General features: G+C 61.3%; 12 protein-coding genes. 7 read left to right on the top strand and 5 right to left on the bottom strand.

Translation table 11 applies throughout. The annotated features are described in order from the left end of the window. Nucleotides 1-57: 57 nt before the first annotated feature. The 4 genes from J4E00_RS09235 (at nucleotide 58) to J4E00_RS09220 (ending at nucleotide 5,090) form a co-directional block, all read left to right on the top strand. Nucleotides 58-3,009, top strand: coding sequence for a hypothetical protein (locus J4E00_RS09235; RefSeq protein ID WP_208174848.1), 2,952 nt, complete (start codon nucleotides 58-60; stop codon nucleotides 3,007-3,009). A gap of 103 nt (nucleotides 3,010-3,112) precedes the next feature. Continuing rightward, nucleotides 3,113-3,796 (top strand): SIR2 family NAD-dependent protein deacylase, encoded by a 684-nt coding sequence (locus J4E00_RS09230; protein ID WP_208174847.1) that lies wholly within the window; start codon nucleotides 3,113-3,115, stop codon nucleotides 3,794-3,796. A gap of 330 nt (nucleotides 3,797-4,126) precedes the next feature. After that, a complete protein-coding gene (locus tag J4E00_RS09225; RefSeq protein WP_208174846.1) occupies nucleotides 4,127-4,369 on the top strand; it encodes a hypothetical protein in 243 nt (80 codons plus the stop codon). Nucleotides 4,370-4,541: 172 nt separating this feature from the next. Then, nucleotides 4,542-5,090 carry a metal-dependent hydrolase gene (locus J4E00_RS09220; RefSeq protein WP_208174845.1) on the top strand — a complete coding sequence of 183 codons (549 nt, stop codon included), beginning with the start codon at nucleotides 4,542-4,544 and terminating at the stop codon, nucleotides 5,088-5,090. Nucleotides 5,091-5,153: 63 nt separating this feature from the next. Here the strand turns inward: J4E00_RS09220 and J4E00_RS09215 are convergent, their stop codons facing one another. After that, entirely contained in the window at nucleotides 5,154-6,671 is a 1,518-nt protein-coding gene (locus J4E00_RS09215) for an FAD-dependent monooxygenase (RefSeq protein ID WP_208174844.1), read from the bottom strand. 111 nt (nucleotides 6,672-6,782) lie between these two features. Here J4E00_RS09215 and J4E00_RS09210 point away from each other — a divergent pair, with 111 nt between their 5' ends. From J4E00_RS09210 to J4E00_RS09200, 3 genes are all read left to right on the top strand, one after another. After that, nucleotides 6,783-10,508, top strand: coding sequence for a hypothetical protein (locus J4E00_RS09210; RefSeq protein WP_208174843.1), 3,726 nt, complete (start codon nucleotides 6,783-6,785; stop codon nucleotides 10,506-10,508). A gap of 246 nt (nucleotides 10,509-10,754) precedes the next feature. Continuing rightward, complete coding sequence (locus J4E00_RS09205; protein WP_208174842.1) at nucleotides 10,755-13,145, top strand: TonB-dependent receptor; 2,391 nt, start codon at nucleotides 10,755-10,757, stop codon at nucleotides 13,143-13,145. Between the two features lie 91 nt (nucleotides 13,146-13,236). Further along, complete coding sequence (locus tag J4E00_RS09200; RefSeq protein ID WP_208174841.1) at nucleotides 13,237-14,226, top strand: Ppx/GppA phosphatase family protein; 990 nt, start codon at nucleotides 13,237-13,239, stop codon at nucleotides 14,224-14,226. A gap of 70 nt (nucleotides 14,227-14,296) precedes the next feature. On the opposite strand, the gene J4E00_RS09195 is transcribed toward J4E00_RS09200, so the two are convergent. The 4 genes from J4E00_RS09195 to J4E00_RS09180 form a co-directional block, all read right to left on the bottom strand. Next, a complete protein-coding gene (locus tag J4E00_RS09195) occupies nucleotides 14,297-15,253 on the bottom strand; it encodes an Omp28-related outer membrane protein (protein WP_208174840.1) in 957 nt (318 codons plus the stop codon). 70 nt (nucleotides 15,254-15,323) lie between these two features. Then, nucleotides 15,324-16,976, bottom strand: coding sequence for a DUF6029 family protein (locus tag J4E00_RS09190; RefSeq protein WP_208174839.1), 1,653 nt, complete (start codon nucleotides 16,974-16,976; stop codon nucleotides 15,324-15,326). 96 nt (nucleotides 16,977-17,072) lie between these two features. Continuing rightward, nucleotides 17,073-17,657, bottom strand: coding sequence for a TlpA disulfide reductase family protein (locus J4E00_RS09185; RefSeq protein ID WP_317196605.1), 585 nt, complete (start codon nucleotides 17,655-17,657; stop codon nucleotides 17,073-17,075). Nucleotides 17,658-17,741: 84 nt separating this feature from the next. After that, entirely contained in the window at nucleotides 17,742-19,766 is a 2,025-nt protein-coding gene (locus tag J4E00_RS09180) for a T9SS type A sorting domain-containing protein (RefSeq protein WP_208174838.1), read from the bottom strand. Nucleotides 19,767-19,844 lie beyond the last annotated feature (78 nt).

The following is a 19,844-nucleotide window of genomic DNA, read 5'->3' as shown; positions in this document are numbered from 1 at the left end:
ACCCATTTACCATCCCGTCTGCCAGGCCTCCTGCCATGGTTTGTTTTCCTTTGGTTATTGACTGGGCCGCTTGCCGAAGCCCAGGTACCCGACTGGCAGTGGGCCGCATCGGGTGGCAGCCCGGCCAGCGGGCAGGGTATTGCGCGGGCGGCCGACGGCAGCTATACGGTAGCCGGCCGGTTCCAGGGCACGCTGACGGTTGGGGGGCAATCGTTGGCTAGCTGGGGCGGCGATGACGTGCTGCTCATCCAATACGATGCCGCCGGGCAGGTGCGATGGGCCAAACAGGCCGGGGGAGCCGGGCGCGACGGGGCCACGGCCATCGCCAGCGATGCCGCCGGCAACCTGTACGTGGCTGGCTACTTCAGCGGCAGCGCCACCTTCGATGGCATGGCGCTGACCAGTGTGGGAGGCGACGATGCCTTTTTGGCCAAATATGCCAGCTCGGGTGCGCTCCTGTGGGTGCGGTCAGCGGGCAGCACGGGGCCGGACTATGCCGGCGCGGTAGCTGTGGACGGGGCCGGGGCCGCTCTGGTAGCCGGTCAGTATCAGGGCACCATCACCATCGGTAGCAATGTGTTCACCAGTGCCGGGCCCGGAGCCGCGTTCCTAGCAAAGCTAGATGCTCAGGGCACGCTGCTATGGGCCCAAAACCTGGATAATAGTCTGGTGGGTGGCGTGGCTAGTACCAGCACCGGGCAAGTGTACGTGGCCGGCACCCTGGCCCCCACGGGCGGACTGCTGGCCAAGTTCAATGCCACCGGCACCTGGCTGTGGACCAGCGCGGCCGCCGGAACCGATGCAACCGGCACCAGCGTCGTCACCGATGCCCAGGGAGCGGTGTACGTGGCTGGCCGCTTCCGCAACACGCTGCAGCTAGGTGCAACAGCGGCCGCAAGCCAGGGCAACTACGATGGATTTGTGGCCAGATTCGACTCGGTGGGCGCGGTGAGCTGGGCCAATACCTTTGGCGGTACGGAAGAAGACCAGGCCCGGAGCGTGGCTATTACCGGGCAGGGCAACGTGGGCATTACGGGGCATTTTCGGGGCAGCGCTACGGTTGGCGGGCAGGAACTCAGCAGCGGGCCGGCTTGCTCCAATGCCTTCGTGAGCTGCTACGACCAGCTGGGCCGTTGGCTATGGGTACGCCAGGCAATGGGCAATACGTCGAGCGGCGGCACGGGCCTGGTTTTCGATGCTGGCAGTGAAGCCGGGGCCGTAACGGGCATTTACCACGGGCAGCTCCGTTTTGGCAACACGCCACCCCTGCCCACCACTTGCGAAGATGGTGTATTCACGGCGCGCCTCACCACCAATTTCCCCGACCTGGTAGTGAGTACCACGCAGGCCATTCAGGGCAGCTACCACCACGTTACCATCACCGAAACCGGCCGCGCCACCCTAAGTGGCCAGCTGCAGGTAACCGGCAACCTCCTGGTTCAAAGCGGCGGCGTGCTTGACGCGCAATGCCAGCTCCTGGCCGGGCCGGGCAGCTTTGAGCTGGCTGTTGGGGCCGAGCTGCGCATCTGCCATCCGGCGGGCATTGCCGAAACCGGGGCCAGCGGAGCCGTGCAGGTAGCCGGTCCGCGCCGCTTCAGCCCCGATGCGACCTACGTTTACAACGGCACGGCGGCCCAACAAACGGGTCCCGGACTCCCGGCGCAGGTGCGCGCCCTCACCGTGGCTAACGCCGCCGGGCTCAGCCTCACTGCTCCCCTTCGCATTGCCCAGACGTTGCAGTTGGCCGCCGGCAACCTGCAACTCGGCAGCCAGATGCTCACGCTGCTTTCCGGCCCCGCCGGCACGGCCCAGGTAGCCAACGGTGGCGGCGTGGTATTGGGCACTGCCACGGTGCAGCGCTACCTCGACCCCAGCCTGAATGCAGGGATGGGCTACCGACATTTATCCTCCCCCGTGCGCGCCACCACCGTTGCCGACCTGGCAACGGCCAGCTTCGTGCCCGTCACCAACGCTGCCTACAACACCTCCCCCACGCCGGGGCTCGTGCAGCCCTTTCCCACGGTGCTGGGCTACGATGAAACCCGGCTTGCGACAACCTCAAGCAGCCCGGCAACTTTTGAGCAAGGCTACTTCTCGCCCGCCAGCAACGCCGCGCCACTGGAAGTGTTGCGCGGCTACACCGTGCAGCTGGCGGGCAACCAGACCGTAGATTTTGTGGGCGAGTTGAACAGCGGCACTTACAGCACCACGCTGACCCGTGGGCCCTCGGCTGATGCCGGCTGGCACCTGCTGGGCAACCCCTACCCCGCTACTCTCGACTGGCGCCGCCTGGTCCGACCCACTGGCCTGGACGATGCCATGTACGTCTTCCAAAGCAGCGGGCCCTATACCGGGCAGTATCGCAGCTACATCAACGGGATGGGCAATCCGCTGATTGCCTTGGGGCAGGGGTTCCTGGTGCACCTCAGCAACAGTAACACCAGCGTTTCTCTCACTTTTACGGATGCGGCCCGCTCGGCTACCTATGCTGCGGCGCCCGCCTTAAACCGCCTGGCGGCCGATACCCGGCCAGTAGTGCGCCTGACGCTGCTGCATGCGGCCACCAATACCGGCGATGAAACCACCGTGTACTTCGAAGCCGGTGCTACGCTAGGCACCAACGCGCACTACGATGCCGTAAAGCCCTTCGTGAACGCCAGTGGCACAACGAGCCTCAGTTCCCTCAGCTCCACCGGCGATACGCTGGCCATCAACGGGCTGCCCCCAATTACTGGCCCTTGCTCCATCCCGTTACGGGGAAGCGTGGCCCAGCCCGGCGCATACGTGCTGACCGTGGCCCAATACGCGCATATGAATGGACTAAGCTGCTTTCTGCACGATGCCATTACCGGTCGCTCCATTCAGCTCACCTCCACCACCAGCTACCCGTTTCAGGTAGCCCAAGCCGGTAGCCTTGGTAACCGCTTCGTGCTGCATTTTGACCCTACTAGCTCCGTGGCCCAGCGCATCCCTCAGAAACGGCCCCAGGCCAGAACGGAACCCAGATGAGGGGCTAACATTTCAGGCACAAGCAACTGGCAACTGGCTAGCTGGCACAGGCTGGTTGCCAACTGGCGGCGGCTACCTTTGCCTCCCAACTTGTCCTACTAACATGAAACACCTCGTCGTCCTCACCGGCGCCGGCGTCTCGGCCGAATCCGGCATCCGCACCTTCCGCGACAGCAATGGCCTCTGGGAAGAGCACCGCGTCGAAGACGTGGCCTCGCCCGAAGGCTTTGCCCGCAACCCGGCCCTAGTGCTGGAGTTTTACAACCAGCGCCGCGCCCAGGCCCGCACCGTGCAGCCCAACGCCGCCCACCTGGCCCTGGCGGGCTTCGAAGAAGAGCCGAACTGGCGCGTCAGCATCATCACCCAAAACGTGGACGACCTCCACGAGCGCGCCGGCTCTACCACCGTGCTGCACCTGCACGGCATGCTGAATGAGATGCGCTCCGTGGCCGACGAAGCCACCGTGTATTACTGCGACGGCGATATTAATGTCGGTGACCTCGCGCCCGACGGCAGCCAGCTGCGCCCACACATCGTGTGGTTTGGCGAGATGGTGCCGGCCATTGAAGAAGCCGCCGAAATTGTCGCCACCGCCGATGCGCTGCTCGTTGTGGGCACCTCGCTGCAAGTGTACCCGGCGGCTGGGCTACTGCACTACGCCCCGGCCACCTGTCCGGTCTTCGTCATCGACCCACACCAGCCCGAAGCCGGCCGGCGCGGCGTGCGCTACGTGGCCGAGCCCGCCAGCACCGGCGTGCCCAAAGTGCTACGGGAGCTGGTTGGGTAGTGCCAGTCATTGTGAGTAGAATGTAGCGCAACGCGGCAACCGAAGGTCAGCCCAGCTACTCCACCCTCACTCAGCGGCTAACCCTCGAAATGCAAAAAGCCCCGACGCTGTGCAGCGTCGGGGCTTTTTGCAGTCGTCGCGAAGTTATTTGCGAAAAGCAGGCAGGAAGCGGAGGCAGGCCAACTTCAGGTCACTCCCACGCCGTTAGGCTATCGTTCTAGGACGCGAACTGAAAGTTCGCGCTACTCTCCGGTTGCCGGGCTCCATTTGCAAGGACGTTACGCATAAAAAATCATCTTTTGAATACCTTCTCTTTTCTACCTTAGCGGCATGTACAGAATCGTCACTAAATACCAACTGCTCGGCCTACGCAACGAGCACGACGCCGCCCATCAACACAACCACATGATGCTCCGGCCGATTGCGGGCGTGCCCGAAGCCTTCGAAACCGAGCAAGCAGCCTTCGATTGGGCCCTGAGCAACCACGAAGACCTCCGCCACCACCCCGAATTTGTGGTACTGCCCGTGCACCATATGGTACTCACCTGGCAGCCCGATGACACCCCGCTCTAAGGGCGGCTTCTGGGGCGAATTCTGGCCCAAAGCCCTCATCATCGCCGCGCTTTTCGTAGCCCTGTGGCTGCTGGAGCGCTACGGCATTATTCGTCGCTGGTAATTCCCGGTTTCCGCTGGTCCGCCCCTCTTGGTAAGCGGACCAGCTGCGTTTTTTATCCTCCTTATTTGTATGGCTTCCGCATTCGGGCACGCAGCTTTAGGCGCTACCCTCGGCAAACTTCTGCTACCCGACCGGCGGCACTGGCCCTACTGGGTAGCCGCCGCCATTTGCGCCGCCCTGCCCGATGTGGACTCGGTGGGCTACCGCCTGGGCGTGCCCTACGACAGCCTGTGGGGCCACCGGGGCCTAACGCACTCGCTGCTGGCGGCGGTAGTGGTAGCGGCGGTGGGCACCGGGCTGGGCCAGCTGCGCCGTGCGGCCAACCGGCCTCCGGCCGGGCGCCTGGCCTTGCTTCTCTTTCTGGCTACGGCCTCGCACGGCCTGCTCGATGCCATGACGACGGGCGGCCTGGGCGTGGCGTTTTTTAGCCCCTGGGATTTGAAGCGCTACTTCTTCGGTATCCGGCCCATCAAAGTATCGCCCATCAGCATCCGGGCTTTCCTGAGCGGGCGCGGGCTGCGGGTGCTAGCCAGCGAGGCCGTGTGGGTGGGGCTGCCGTGCCTGCTGCTGCTTTGGCTACAACAGCTGTGGTACGCTCGGCAGGTCAGAGCGAAGTAACGAAAGCCTGCAGGTTGCTTGCGACTATGCTGGGCAACGTAGGCCGGGGCTTGCCGAAACGTTTTATTTTTCGTCTCTTACATCGCGTTTTGCCAGTCCCCAGTGCCGGGCGTACAATGAGAATTCGGCTTCATTGAACGACGGAGCAGCCAGCCCTACATAGCCATCGGGCCGCACGAGGTACACGGTGCCGGGCTTTTCACCGGCCGCAGCGGCGACTTCCGTAGCAGTCACACCATGCGCCTGGGCCCATGCCGCCGGCACCGGCCCAACACTAAGCAAATGCCAGCCCGGCTGATGCAAAGCCGCGTAGCGTGGGCCAGCGGTCCAGGGCAGACGCATGCCACCCGTTACTGCGCCCACCCGCCCGCCGCTCAATGGCGAATGCGGATACTTGATACCGGTTTGGGAGATGGTGCGGAACATCAGCCGGCGCACCCACTGCAGTTGCAACGCCACCGGTAGCAGGCGCGGCACCACCTGCGTGCGCATGAAGCTGACCCAGGCCGAAGCCCGCGTAACAGCCGTGAAGGCCCGGTCGGTAGTAGCAACCAGCAGGCGGGCGAAGGAAATCCGTTCGGCTTCGTAGGTATCGAGCAGGGCTTCGGGCGCGTTCTGACGAAGCATGGCAGCCAGCTTCCAGCCCAGGTTCACGGCGTCGCCGAGGCCCGTGTTCATGCCTTGGCCACCAGCCGGACTGTGGATGTGGCCGGCATCACCCACTAGGAAAGCCCGCCCCTGTCGGAACCGCTCAGCCACCCGGTGGTGCACCCGATAGGTGGCAAACCAGCTCACTTCCCGCACCCGAATGTGCTCGGCAGCTTCTAGGGCGGGCTGCACATCGGCAAAGGTTACTGCTTCCAGTGCCACGCCCGCTGGCAGGAGCCCAATAATACGGGTACGACTCTGCGGCATCGGGAAGAAGGCATTAAAGGTGCGCGGTGCCAGGGCAATTTCAAGCAGCCGGCCAGCATCAGCATCCGTATCCAGCCCCTCAGTGACGGTGTCGGCCACGAAAAACTGCTGGTCGTAGGTACCGCCGGGAAAGCCAATGCCCAGCGCGTGTCGCACCGCCGAATGGGCACCATCGCAACCCACCACATAGGCGATGTGAACCTGCCCCGTCACGCCATCGGCTTGCTGGAGCGAAGCCGAAATGCTAGCGGCTCCCTGCGCCACCCCAACCAGCGAAGTGCCCCACTCCACCTGTACTCCATACGTCGTGGCCAATGCTTCTCGTAACAGGCCTTCCGTCTGGTCCTGCGAGATGATGAGCACGAAAGGAAACGGGCTCAATCCCTCGCCAATGCGGCCCAGCCGCGCGGTAGCGGCTACCCGCCCCGCCCGGCGCAGGGCCACCCCGCGTCCGATTTCACCCCGCGCAATAAACTGTTCGGCCAGCCCGTGGCGGTCGAGTAGTTCCAGGGTGCGGGCGTGCATCACCACGGCTCGGCTGAGCGGTGAGGGGCCGGACAGGGGGTCGATGATGCGCGGGCGCACGCCGTGGCGGCACAGCTCCAAGGCCAGTAGCAGGCCTGAAGGACCAGCACCGGCAACGAGTACTTCGGGGGCAGTAGCCATCAGAAATCGGGTGGCAAGGTGAATAAACAAAAAAGGAAAATTACTAAGTGTTGGCAGAAATTAACCGCCGCCTTGCTATCTGCCGTAGAAGTAGGCCTTAACTCTTCATATATGCCTTTTCGCTACGTTCGCGCCCTGCTCATCGGGCTGGGATTTGCTGCCGCTACGCCTGTTTTTGCCCAAACGCCGGCTCATACTGTTTTTCTGCTGGGCAATACCGCACAGGCCGAGCTGCCGCCGGCCCGCCTCAAGCTGCTTCGCCAGACGCTGGAGCAGCAAACCGGGCCTTTTACCGTGGTGCACCTCGGTGATATTGTGGGCAATACCGGCTTGGTGGCCAAGAGCGATACCGCATTGGCCCAAGCCGAGCGTGACCGTGCCGATGCCCTCATTGCCTTGGTGAAAGGCCTGCCGAAGGGTAAAATCTACTTCCTGCCCGGCGATAAGGACTGGGCCAACTCAGGGCGCGACGGTCTGAAAGCCGTGCGCCGCCTGGAGAAGTACATCGAGAAGCAGCTGCCCGGCCAGAATGCCTTCATCCCATCCAACGGATGCCCCGGCCCGGAAGTGGTGGACGTGGCCCCGCTGGTACGCCTGGTGGCCATCAACACGCCGTGGTTTACGCACCCGTTCGACCGGCCCGAGGCGCCCGACACGGACTGCAAGACGCTTACGAAGGAGGAATTCCGCGAGCAGATGCAGGATTTAATTGACGACACCAAGGGCAAGAACCTACTGCTTGTAGGCCACCAGCCGGTGGTAACCAACGGTGTGTACGGCGGCCACGAGCCCCTTTCGCGCCACCTGAGCCCGCCCGTATTCGGCACCATCTACGCCGCCTACCGGCAGAACGTGGGCACCCCGCGCGACCTCGCCAGTCCCGGCTACCAAGACCTTCGCAAGGAGCTGCTGAACACCCTGGGCAGCAACCCCGGCGTGATTTACGCCGCCGCGCACGATTTCAGTCTGCAAGTCACTCCTTTTCAGGGCAACTACCACATTGTCAGCGGCAGCTTCATCGAAGACCAGCACGTGGGAGCCAAAGGGCAGTCGCTCTATAGCAAAAGCGAGGAGGGCTATACCACTCTGGAATATTTCGCCGACGGCACAGTAAAGACGCACGTTTATACCTTCTCCGACGGCAACCAAGCCACCAAGGACGCTTACACGGCTACGCTGTTCCGCTCGGCCTGCACCGATGCGGCCGGTTCTAAAGCGCCGCAAAACCCGTTTATTACCGAGTGTCCCGGCGTGGCCAAAACGGTAGCCGAGTCCAAGCCTGATGTGCCTTTCCAGGCCACCACCACCGTGGTGCCCGGCCCGGAATACAAACCCACTGGCAGCCGCGACTTTTTCGTGGGCCGTATCTACCGCTCGTCGTGGCTGAAGCCCGTGACCGTTCCCACGCTGGACCTGGGCCGTGAAAAAGGCGGCATGCGCCCCACCGGCAAAGGCGGCGGACGCCAGACCACGTCGCTCAAGCTCATTGCCGCCGACTCGGCCGAGTACGTGTTCCGCTCCGTGGACAAGGACGTGACCAAGATTCTACCGCCGGAGCTGCGCAACTCGTTTGCCGCCGACATTCTGCGCGACGTGACGGCCACCGCCAACCCGTACTCCAACCTGCCTATCAGCTACATGCTGGACCAGACGGACATTCTGCACGCCCGACCCGTGCTCTACCGCCTGCCCGACAACCAGCAGCTTGGCCCCTACCGCGAGCAGTATGCCGGCCTGCTTGGCACCCTCGAAGACTCTCCCAAAGACCCCAAGGCCAACCTGCCCGGCTTCGGTGGCTCCGATGAGGTAACGCGCAGCTTCGGGCTGTTTCGCAAGCTGTACAAGGACCACGACAACCGCGTGGACGCCCCCGCCCTGGCCCGCGCCCGCGCCTTCGACATGCTCGTGGCCGACTTCGGCAAGCACGAAGACAACTGGAAATGGGCTGGTTACAAGCAGAAGGACGGCGGCATCCTCTACCGCCCCATTCCGCGCGATAGGGACCAAAGCTTTACCCTTTGGAATGGCCTGCTCACCTACCTGGCCAACCGCGAGTGGGCCGTGCCCAGCATCGAAGGCTTCAACACCGAATTCCAGGACATGAAAAGCCTGAACTGGCCCGCCCGCCACCTCGACCGCTTTCTGCTCCAGAACCTGAGCCGCGAGCAGTGGCAGGAGGCCGCCAAGTACCTTCAGGCCAAAATCACACCCGCCGTCATCGACGAAGCCACAGCCAAATTCCCGGCCGAAATCCAGGACCTATCCGGCAAAGACATCAACCGCAAGCTGAAGGCCCGCATTCAGGAATTGCCCAAAGCCATTGACGAATACTACCTCCTCCTGGCTAAGCGCGTGGACGTGGTGGGCAGCAACAAAGGCGAGGTATTCCAGGTGAACCGGCTGCCCGACGGCCAGGTGCGCGTGCAGATGTTCGACCGCGCCGGCGATACCGAAAACCCCAAAGGCACTGCCCTTTTCGACCGCACCTTTAAGCCCAACGAAACCGACGAGGTGTGCCTCTACGGCCTCGATGGCAAGGATATTTTCACCGTGACCGGCGACGGTGGCAGCCACAGCATTCTGGTGCGCGTGATTGGTGGCGAGGGCAAGGACAAGATTGCCGACAACTCCAGCGCCAGCGGCCTGCGCACCCTCACCAAAGTGTACGACGTGCCCGATACCGACCTGCAGCTCGGCAAGGAATCGGACAACCGCACCAGCACCCGGCCCGGCGTGAACGCCTACGACCGGGAGCAGTTCGAATTCAACTCCTACAAGCCCAGCATTGGCTTGGGCTACAACCGCAACGACGGCTTCACGGCCAGCGCGGGTATTTCATTTACCACCCAGGGCTTCCGCAAGCCGGGCTTCAAAAATCAGTACTCCATTCTGGGCGAAGTGAGCACCGGCGGCCAGCGCCAGCTTACGCTCAGCACCCGCCACCGCTACGCCATTGGCAAGATTGACGTGGGCGCCGCGGCAAGCTACGGCAACTATTTCCCCTTCTACAACTTCTTCGGGTTGGGCAACAACACCGCCCTCGACCAGGATAAGTACGACGCTAAATTCTACCGGGCCCGCTACCGGGGAGTCACCTTGAATGGCTTTCTGGAGCGCGTTTTCCTCCAACGCAGCGTGCTGCGCGTGGGGCCGACGTTCGAATACTACGTTACCGATTTCGCTCCCGACAGCTACCTCGGCGTACTCAACCAGACACCCGGCTCCGGCGACATTCGCCCCAATAGCGACACGCAGCAACTTATTGGCCTCAACGGTGTATTCGACCTTGACCTGCGCGACCGCCAGGCCTTTGCCCGGCGCGGGGTTCGCATCCGCGCCCAGCACGACACTTACCGCCAGCTCAACGGCAACAAGAGCACCTTTGGCCTCACGCAAGGCTTTGCCGAATACTACGGCACGGCCAAAATCGGCATTCCGGTTACGCTGGTGGTGAAGGGTGGCGGGGCCAAAAACTACGGCCCCGACGCCGATATTCCTTTCTACAAATTTGCATCAATCGGCCTGCGTGAAGGCCTGCGCGGCTACTACCGCAACCGCTTCAGCGGCGACGCCAGCCTCTACTACAATACGGAGCTGCGTCTCGCCCTCGGCCAGGTCAAAAACGGTTTCCTGCCTTTCTACTACGGCATTTTCGGCTTCTACGACCAAGGCAGGGTTTACTACCAAGGCGCTTCGCCCGGCGGCTGGCACGCGGGCTACGGCGGCGGTTTCTACATCGCGCCGGTGGTCGAAACCCTGGCCTTCGCCATCTCCTACCAGAAATCGGACGAGGCCACGCTAGTGCAGTTCGGCCTCGGTTTCCGCATCGACAAGTAACCGCTTGTCAGCTCTCCCGGGTCTGATTAACGCGGGGGAGCCCACCCTTTTCAATTCTGAAGCCCTGATTGCAGTTGCAGTCGGGGCTTTTTTACTGGAAAGATTACCGCATATACCGAATTCCTATATTTCTACCCTCCTTATCCGACGCTTCACCCGGCCCGCCTGCCGCTTCAACGCCAATCCGCTTTCCGCCCTTTGCCAAGCGCATCACCTTTGATGGGTTCACTAACCTCTCATAAGACGATGCGCAACCTCTTCCATTTTATCGTTTTGCTGCTCGCCACACTGGTTTTGGCGCCTGCCGGACACGCCCAATCGGGCCCGGGCACCCAGATTGTGCGCGGCACCGTACTCGATGCCGCCGCCAAAGCCCCGGTCATCGGAGCCACGGTGGTGGTCGTGGGCGTCACGCCTGCCCTGGGCACCAATACCGATGCCGACGGCCGCTTTCGGCTCACGGGCGTACCGGTGGGCCGCATCCGGCTACGCATCAGCAGCGTGGGCTACGAAGACTTAATCCTTAACGACGTGACGGTGAGCGCCGGCAAAGAAACCGTGCTCGATTTCAGCCTCACTGAGCGCCTGACCAAGCTCGACGAGGTGACCGTAACCTACAAGCGCGGCGAAGACCGCACCGTGGCCAACAACGAAATGGCCACCGTGTCGGCCCGACCCTTTTCGCCGCTTGATGCCAACCGCTACGCCGGTGCCCTAGGCGACCCGGCCCGCATGGCCCAGAACTTTGCCGGTGTGAGCGGAGCCAACGACTCGCGCAACGACATTGTGGTGCGCGGCAACTCGCCCGCTTCGCTGCTCTGGCGCCTGGATGGCGTGAACATTCCCAACCCCAACCACTTCGGCACGCAGGGCACCACGGGCGGCCCGGTGAGCATGCTCAACAACAACCTGCTGGCCAAGTCGGACTTCCTGACCGGTGCCTTCCCGGCCGAGTACGCCAACGCCCTGGGCTCGGTGTTTGACCTGCGCCTGCGCAAGGGCAACGACGAAAAAACCGAGTTTCTGGGGCAGGTGGGCTTCAACGGCATCGAAGTGGGTGCCGAAGGGCCGTACTCGTCCAAATCGAAGGCGTCTTACCTGATAAACTACCGCTACTCCCTGTTTTCGCTGCTGAAAGCCGTCGGCTACAACATTGCGGGCACGCCCGAATACCAGGATTTCACCTTCAAGACCGACCTGCCGGTAGGGCCGCACGGCACCCTTAGCGTCTGGACGCTGGCCGGCCGCAGCAAAATTACCTTCCTGGGCAAAGACGTGGACTCGACCAAAGCCGATACTTATGGCAACGAAAACACCAACTCGCGCCCGCATTTTAGCACCGGCATTGCCGCCGCCAGCTACGAGCACCGCTTCAACGACCGCACCCTGGCCCGGCTCACGCTGTCGGCCTCGCGCACCACGCAGGAGTTTGAGCAGGACACGATTCTGTATGCCACCACCGGCCGCCGCGTGCTGGCTGCAATCCCCAACTCATACGCCGATTTCACGCAGGACAAGCTCTCGGCCAACCTGTCGATGACGCATAAGCTCAGCGCCCGCGACCGGGTGTCGGCCGGCCTCATCATCGACTTGCTGCAGTACCGATACGGCAATGGCCTCACCTACCCGGTGCGGCGCATCGAGCGCGATGCCAACGGCACCACGGCCCTTTCGCAGCTCTATGTACAATGGAAACACCGCTTTACCTCTGAGCTGAGCCTGAATGCCGGCCTGAGCGCCTCCCGCTTTGAGCTCAATGGCAGCACGGTAGCCGAGCCCCGCCTGGGCCTGCAATACCAGGCCTCGGCCGCCACCACGCTCAGCTTGGCCTACGGGCTGCACAGCACCCTGCAGCCGCTGCTCACCTACTTCTACCAAACGCAGCAGGCCGACGGCCGCTATGCCCGCACCAACCACGACCTGGGCTTCACCCGCAGCCACCACCTCGTGCTGGCCTATGACCACCAACTGGCCGACAACCTGCACCTGCGCATCGAGGGCTACCACCAATGGATTTTTGACGCACCCGTGGAGCGCACGGCCAGCTACTTTTCCCAGCTCACTGAGGGCGTCGATTTTGCCCCCACCAACAAGGGCAACCTCGTGAACAAAGGCACCGGCCGCAACTACGGCCTAGAGCTGACCCTGGAACGCAGCTTTGCCCGGGGCTACTATTTCCTGCTCACCGGCTCGCTCTTCGAATCGAAATACAAGGGCAGCGACGGCGTGGAGCGCAACACGCCCTTCAACACCCGGTTTGCGGCCAATGCCCTGGCCGGACGCGAGTTCCGACTGGGTAGCCAGGGCAATACCTTCACCATTAGCCTGAAGACTGCCACCACCGGCGGCCGCTTCATCACGCCCATCAACCTGCAGGCTTCCGAAGCCCGGCGCAGCGCCGTATACGAGTACGACCGCGCCTTCTCGGTGCAACAGCCGTCGTACTTCCGGGCCGATGTGAAAATGGGCTACAAAATCAACCGCGCCCGCCTCACCCACGAAATTGCCCTGGACCTCCAGAACGTGGCCGGCACTCAGAACGTATTTCTACAGGCTTACAACCCGCGCACCAATGCCATTGGCACGGCCTACCAACAGGGCTTCCTGCCGGTGCCGTTCTATCGGCTCACGTTTTAGCAATGCCCCGGGCCGGCACCGCCAGACCGCAGCCATCGCACAATCGCCCTATCTTTGGGCTTTCAGCGCATCCTAACTCCCATTTTATTGCATGAATTTTCCCCTCCGTAAGCTCGCCGCCATTGATATTGGGTCCAACGCCGTTCGGTGTCAGATTTCAGCGGTGCTTTATTACGAAGGGCGCTACCGCCTAAAGCGCGTAGAGTACGTGCGCTTTCCCATGCGCCTGGGCGAAGACGTGTTTGCCACCGGCGAAATCTCGCCGGCCAAAGAAGAGCAGTTTGTTAAATTTCTGCACTCTTTGCGCCTGCTAATGGAGGTGCACAGCGTGGCCCACTACCTCGTGTGCGCCACCTCCGCCATGCGCTCGGCCAGCAACGGCGCGGCTATTGCGGCTCGCGTGCGCGAAGAACTGGGCATGGAAATCAAGGTAATTGACGGCCAGGACGAGGCGTTCTACATCAACCGTGTCATCGAGCACGTGCTGGAAGACAAGCGCCATTACCTCCACATCGACGTGGGCGGCGGCAGCACCGAGTTCAACATCTACCACGACCGCCGCAAGGTGGCCGCGCAGTCGTTCGAAATTGGCTCCATCCGGCGCATGCAGCAGGAAGAAAGCGGCAACGCAGGCACCGAGGCCCAGGCCGAATTGTGGGCCCGCATGGAAGCCTGGGTGCGCCACAACGCCCGCCAGTACCACGTTACCCGCGCCATTGGCACGGGCGGCAACATCAACAAAATCTACAGCCTCACCCCCGCCGCCCCCGACAAGCCCGTCACCCGGCGCAGCATCGAAGGCGTGCTCAACCGCCTCTCCGGCCTGAGCATGACCGAGCGCGTGAACGTGGCCATGCTCAACCCCGACCGCGCCGACGTCATCATCCCAGCCGGCCACATCTACCTTTCCGCCATGCAGTGGGCCAACGTCAACAACATGGTGGTGCCCGACATTGGCCTGAAAGACGGCATGCTCCAGGCCTTGTTCGAAGAGCATTTCGATGAGATGAACTCCGAGCACAACCACCCCGCCCACGTCCCGGTGCCTGATGTGCAGAACCAGCCGGCCGGCATCGAATGATGATTATAAATAACAAAAAGGCCCCGGCAGCAGTTGCCGGGGCCTTTTTGTTATAGCCAAGGTTTGGCGTTTACGGCAGCTTCACTTGCGTTACCTGCACAATCTGCCGGGTATCAGCGTCGGCGATGTACACAATGACGGAGCAATGCCGGTCGTTCCAGTCAGCAGGCAGTTTGTAGCCCAGGTAGTCGCTGAACTGCTGGCCGGACGTGGGCCCGGTTACCTGCAGCGTACCAAATGTTCCAGCCAGTGCCGCACGCATCACGTTGTGATGCTCGTAGTGTTCCGTCGTCTGCTCAGGGTTGGCAGTGCGGTTCAGAGTGTAGTCTTTCTGGGCACCAATCAGGCTGTCTTCTACCATGGTAATGCCCAAACGCATATTACGCCCAGCCATGTCCGTAAGGTACTTGGTTGCCGTTTTCAGGCGCAAAAAGCGGGTAGTACGATTGTAGAGCGGTGTGGCGCGCAGCTCTACCGTGGGTGCCAGGGCTAGCTGCTCTGCCACCACCGCTGGCCATAGTGAGAATGTAGCCACCGGGTCGTTGTTGGCGGCGGTGAAACGGGCCCGGTTCACGGCTCCCTGAGGCAGTCCCCGGTTCTCAAGGTCAAATGCCTGTGTGATGGCCGTGCTTGCTGCAGTATTGGGCAGGGGCAGGGAAATATCAGGCACCCGGAAATCAATTGGAAAATGCGGCAGGCGTGGCGCAGCGAAGTAATCCGTAACGTGCACTTCGGTTACGACCACACGGCCGGGGTATTTCTGGCGCATCGAGTCGGCCATGTGGGCAGCTCTGGGGCAATTGCCGCAATATTGACCGGTGTAGTCCTCAATCAGCACGTTCTGCGTCAACGGCAGGGCAGTTTGCGTGGCTTCAGCCGAGTCTAGCCGCGCTTGCTCAACCGGGGTGAGACTTGAGGTTACTATCGCCCGCGTCGGATTATCAACGACATCGCAAGCCGGCAATGCGGCCAAACCGCTCAGCGCCAAAACCGCCGACGCCATCCAGGCAAAAGAAGTATTTTTCATAACAGAATTCGATACATGGCAGCCGACAGTCGGCATAAGGCTCAACTGTTTATGGCGGCCTATTAGTTGCTTAAAAAGAACTGGTGATGCTCAAGGTAGCCCCGTTGGAGGCTGGCACGTAGCGGCACACACCGCCCACGCACACAATGCCCGCCCGCTGCCGGCCGTAGCCCGCCGCAATGCGCGTGGTCCCGCCAATATAGCCCACCTGCCCCACCAGGTAATGAATCTGCTTGGTAGGGTCGTCGTTGCCGTAGTTGTACTGGTCATACACCGTTGCAAAGAAGTGGGGCGAATACGTATATTCCAGCAGAGCCGCCGCCCACGAACCCTGGTCGCGCTTGGTTTGCAGGGTTTGTAGTTCGCCGCGCAGGCTGTGCTTGGGCGAGAACTTGTAGGCCACATCTATCACGCCCAGGTCGGAAGTAATGGTGCCGAAACCGGCCACGCCTTCCACCACATCTTTGTTGTACACGAAGTGCGCGTACATGGCATTGGCCTTCAATTTGGTGGAGAAGCGCCGGTGCACTTCCACGTTAAAATCGCGAAAATACGGCGTGCCGCCCACTTTAAAGAAGTCGGAAGTGTAGCCCTGCTTTGTGGTCTTCGCGTCGTTCAGCGGATTCGTTTCCAGGTTGTTCACCGCCGAGTAGTTCACCGCAATGTCAGTGCCGTAATGGCCGCCGATGGGTCCGCTGGGCAAGTGGTACGTCAACTCCAGCTGGCCGCTGACTTCGCCCAGTGGCTGCGTGGCGTAGGGGTAAATACTGGCTGCCAGCAGGTAGGTATGCTGCTTGGTGAGGGCGGGCAGAAAGTTGAGCCGGTTCAGGATACCCGTGGCGTTGCGGTCGGTGCGGAAGTCGAAGTTATCAACCCGCTTGAGGCCGGCTACAATGCCGAAGCCGTTGCGGGCGTAGCTGGTCGTCACGAGCAACGACTCGCCCTTCCGATAAATAAAGCCGTTGGCAACCGACGGGTCATTCGCCCGATACGCATACTCGCCATTGAACACGAAACCGCCGTTGCTGATGCTCACGCGGCCCGCCCCAGCTCCTACGTTTTCGGGCAGAATCAGGAGTGGGTCGTCGGCCGCCTGGTACTTACTCACAAACGAGCCGCCCACGGTAAGGCGCGTCGCGGCCGAGTCAAGGCCCGGCACGAGTTCATTCAAGCTCACTTCCGCATCAGCGCCCCGAACGATGGCCGGCGCCTTGTCGAAAAAGTAGCGCTGCTTGCCCGCCAAACCGGTAATGCGCACGCCCCGCACCGGCTGCAAGCGCACCCGCAGCCCGTCGATGGAAGTATCAATGCCAAGGTTGCGCTCCTCGTAGGCCCGGAAAACCAAGCCCGAGCCAAACTGCTCGTAGAAGTTGCCCACCGTCACGGCAAAGCGGCCGGCGTCGTAAGTGGCGTAGCGATACGGAATGCCCTGGCCGTTGTAGCGCTGGTCGAAGCCCTGCAGCGGCGGCAGGTAGGCCTCATAGCGCACGCCGGCCGAGAACTTGCCCGCCGAAAGAATCAGGTTGGCGAAGGTGTTGCTGCGCACCCGCTCGCGCACTTCCGGGGCCCCAATGGCCGGGTCGGCCTTATAGCTCTGCACATCGGTCTGAAAATCGCCGTGGACCTGAGCACCGTCGAGTACATTGCCAGTCTGAGCCTGGACCGCCAGTGGAGCTATCAGTAGTGCGAGCCCTACCGGCAGCTTACGGTAAATGTGTGTCATCAAATAAATAGCATAAAAAATACCAGTCGAAAGTTAAGGCTTACGACTGGTATTCGGGAAGTAAAACAATAGGCAGGGTCGGCAATGATTGGTCGACTATTGGCTTATCTGTTCGCCTTTGGCCACTTTGCGCACCAGGTCGAGCAGGTGGTTTTCGTCGCCTTCATTATAGGCATTGTGCTGCCATACGATGTTACCTGCCCCGTCCAGCAGGAAGGTATGCGGGATGTTGTTCACGTTCAGGGCCCGCTTCAGGTCCTGGTTTTGGTCGAGGTACACGGGATAGGTCCAGCCCCGACCTTTGGTTAGTGGCCCCACTTTGGCAGCATTGCGCGCATCATCAATGCTGATGGCAATGAGCGTAGCGCCCGTTTCGGCTTGCAAATCCGGAAACAGCTCGTGAATGTTGGTCAGCTCCGCAATGCAGGGCTTGCACCACGTCGCCCAAAAGCTGATGATGACGGGCTTGCCCTGCCCCACGCCCGGCAGCGCCGCCGTGCTCAGGGCCTTGCCATCCAGCGTGCGCACCGTGACGGCGGGCAGCTTGCGGGTTTTCAGGTCGGCATCGTTCGGCGTGGCCGCCTGAGCCGGGGCCGATGAACCCGACTGCGCGTAGGTCCGCGCGCCCGTGCCCAGGGCCAATACGGCCGTTAGCACGAGCAAGGAAAGATTTTTTTTCACGTGAGAAGAGAAGGGAGGAGAAAAGACAAGCCCGGCCGGCTTGGGTGGCACCAGACCGGGCTTGCTAAAGATACTGCGTAAACGCTATTCCAGCGTCAGTTTTTGCGTACGCACACCGGCACTGGTCGTCAGACGAACCGTGTAGATGCCGGCTGCTGCACGAGCCAGGTTCAGGGGCAACTCCTGCGCTCCGGCACCCAGCTGCAGCGAAGAAAGGCTGAGCACTTTGCGGCCCACCACGTCCAGCACTTCCACGCGCACCGTCTCGGGCTTGGTCAGGTTTACGAAGAGCGTGGTGCGGCCCGAAGCCGGGTTTGGAGCCAGCTGGAAAGCCGTTCCTACCTGAGCAGTGCGCGTAGCCAGCGGGTTCCGGAGCGTCATATACTCGCCCTGATATACTTCCTTGGTTATTACATCCTGCACGAATACCACCACCCGCAGGCTATCAAAATGTTCTACTGCCTGTGCAGTGGGCAAGGTGCTTACGTTGAAGGATTGGTTCAGCGCAAAGTTCTGGCCCGATGTCAATGCCGGAAGCGGGGTACCGCTTTGGTTTGGCAGCATTTTCTTCATCACATCATGAAACTCTACCTCCCCGTTGGTACGGGCATTCAGCACCGTGCGGCGCTCCGTTACCACCATGTGAGCCACCAGGCGACCTGCCGGGAAGTTCAGGAACGGACGCACGAATGCCGTGGCCGTTACAGTGTTGCCACCCGTCAGGGTGTAGCTGCCACCCACCCGCATCACCGAAGGCTTGCTCTGGTATTGAGTCAGCACTGCCGTAGTCAGCGAGTTGGAGTTATCCTGCCAGCCGCCATCCAGCATGAGGTATGGGATAGCATTCAGGCCATAGAAGTTGAAGCGGGCACCGCTCTCAGCGGTGTAGTACGGGTCATTGCCGGGCGCCGGAAAATTTTGCTGGTAACGGATTACCACGTACTTGCCCGGGTTGGCACGGTTCACCGCCTGCACGTTGATATTGCCGGGGTTGCAAGGAGGGCAGGTGCTGCTTGTAAACGATTCCTCCACCACTTTCCGACGCATTGTTGAGTCTCCCACAAATACCAAGGCGCTCAGTGTATCATTGCTGGGATTCTGGTCTGCGGCACCGTTGGGGTTGCTTAGCCATACTTTCAGGTTGTAGTTGCCACCAGCCGTTGGCTGCCACGGCGTCGGATGGCTGAATGTTCCCCCAGCCTGCGAATTGATATTTGCCCCGGTCACGTTACCGGAAACCGTCGTGCCGTTGTTGACTTTGTAGTTCACCGTGTAGCTGGTAACAGCTTGCGTGCCCAGGTTGAGCAGCGTCCCGCCTACCGGGATTGGGCTCTGGCGCGAAGCTACCGTGGGCAGCGTCAACGTGCGCAAAGCCAGGTCGCGGGTGGGAGGCGTGCCGTAGATGAACGAGTAATATGTATTGTCTATCGGAGTCGGACCACTCACTGTCAAGGAATTGACAGCGGGCGAACCTGCTACCTGCGTGGCCGTTGTCGCATTCACCTGCACCCCTACCGTCAGGTTGAGGCCGGTCGTTACGTTTGAGCGCTGGTCAACCACGTAAATGTTGTTGGTGCCTTCCTCCAGCACGATGCTCCAATAGGTGAAAATGGTTGTGTTTGCTGGCTTGCTGTAGGAGTTAAATTGAATCCAATGCTGCCGGCGGGGAGCCGTACCAAAGGTTTTGGTGATGATGTAATCGCCTGCGTTAGCCGCCATGCCCCATACGCAAACTGATTTATCGGGAATCTGAGCATTAGGCAGCGTAGCATTGGTCGCCGAAGGCACCGCAGTCACAGCGGTTGTAAAGGTTAGGACGCCACTGGTAGCAATTTTATAGTCAGTTACTGCCTGCCCATTGAATTGAAACGTAAACGGGATGGTGGCTACCGACGACCAGATTGGCGCGGTGAAAGACGCAGCCGTCCCGGTCAGCAAAGTGGTCCAGCCGGTGCCTAAGCCTCCACCTACGGGATACTCGTCATCGTTATTCAACCCACTTGGATTCTGGTTGGCGTTGAGATTGGGCACCAGGTAGTACTGGGCGACGGCCGGCTGAGCAGCAAGTACGCCAAGCGACAAGCCGGTCAGGAGTAATAGTTTTTTCATGAAACTGTGTTTTAGTGAAATGGAAGCCTAAGTGTTTTGCTAAACTAATACAAAAAAGACTGGCCCAGCTATTACAGC

It is taken from the genome of Hymenobacter negativus (genome assembly GCF_017571495.1).
Lineage (GTDB): Bacteria > Bacteroidota > Bacteroidia > Cytophagales > Hymenobacteraceae > Hymenobacter > Hymenobacter negativus.
The sequence above is the reverse complement of the archived record's forward strand: the minus strand, read 5'-3'. Positions and strand labels throughout refer to the sequence as shown.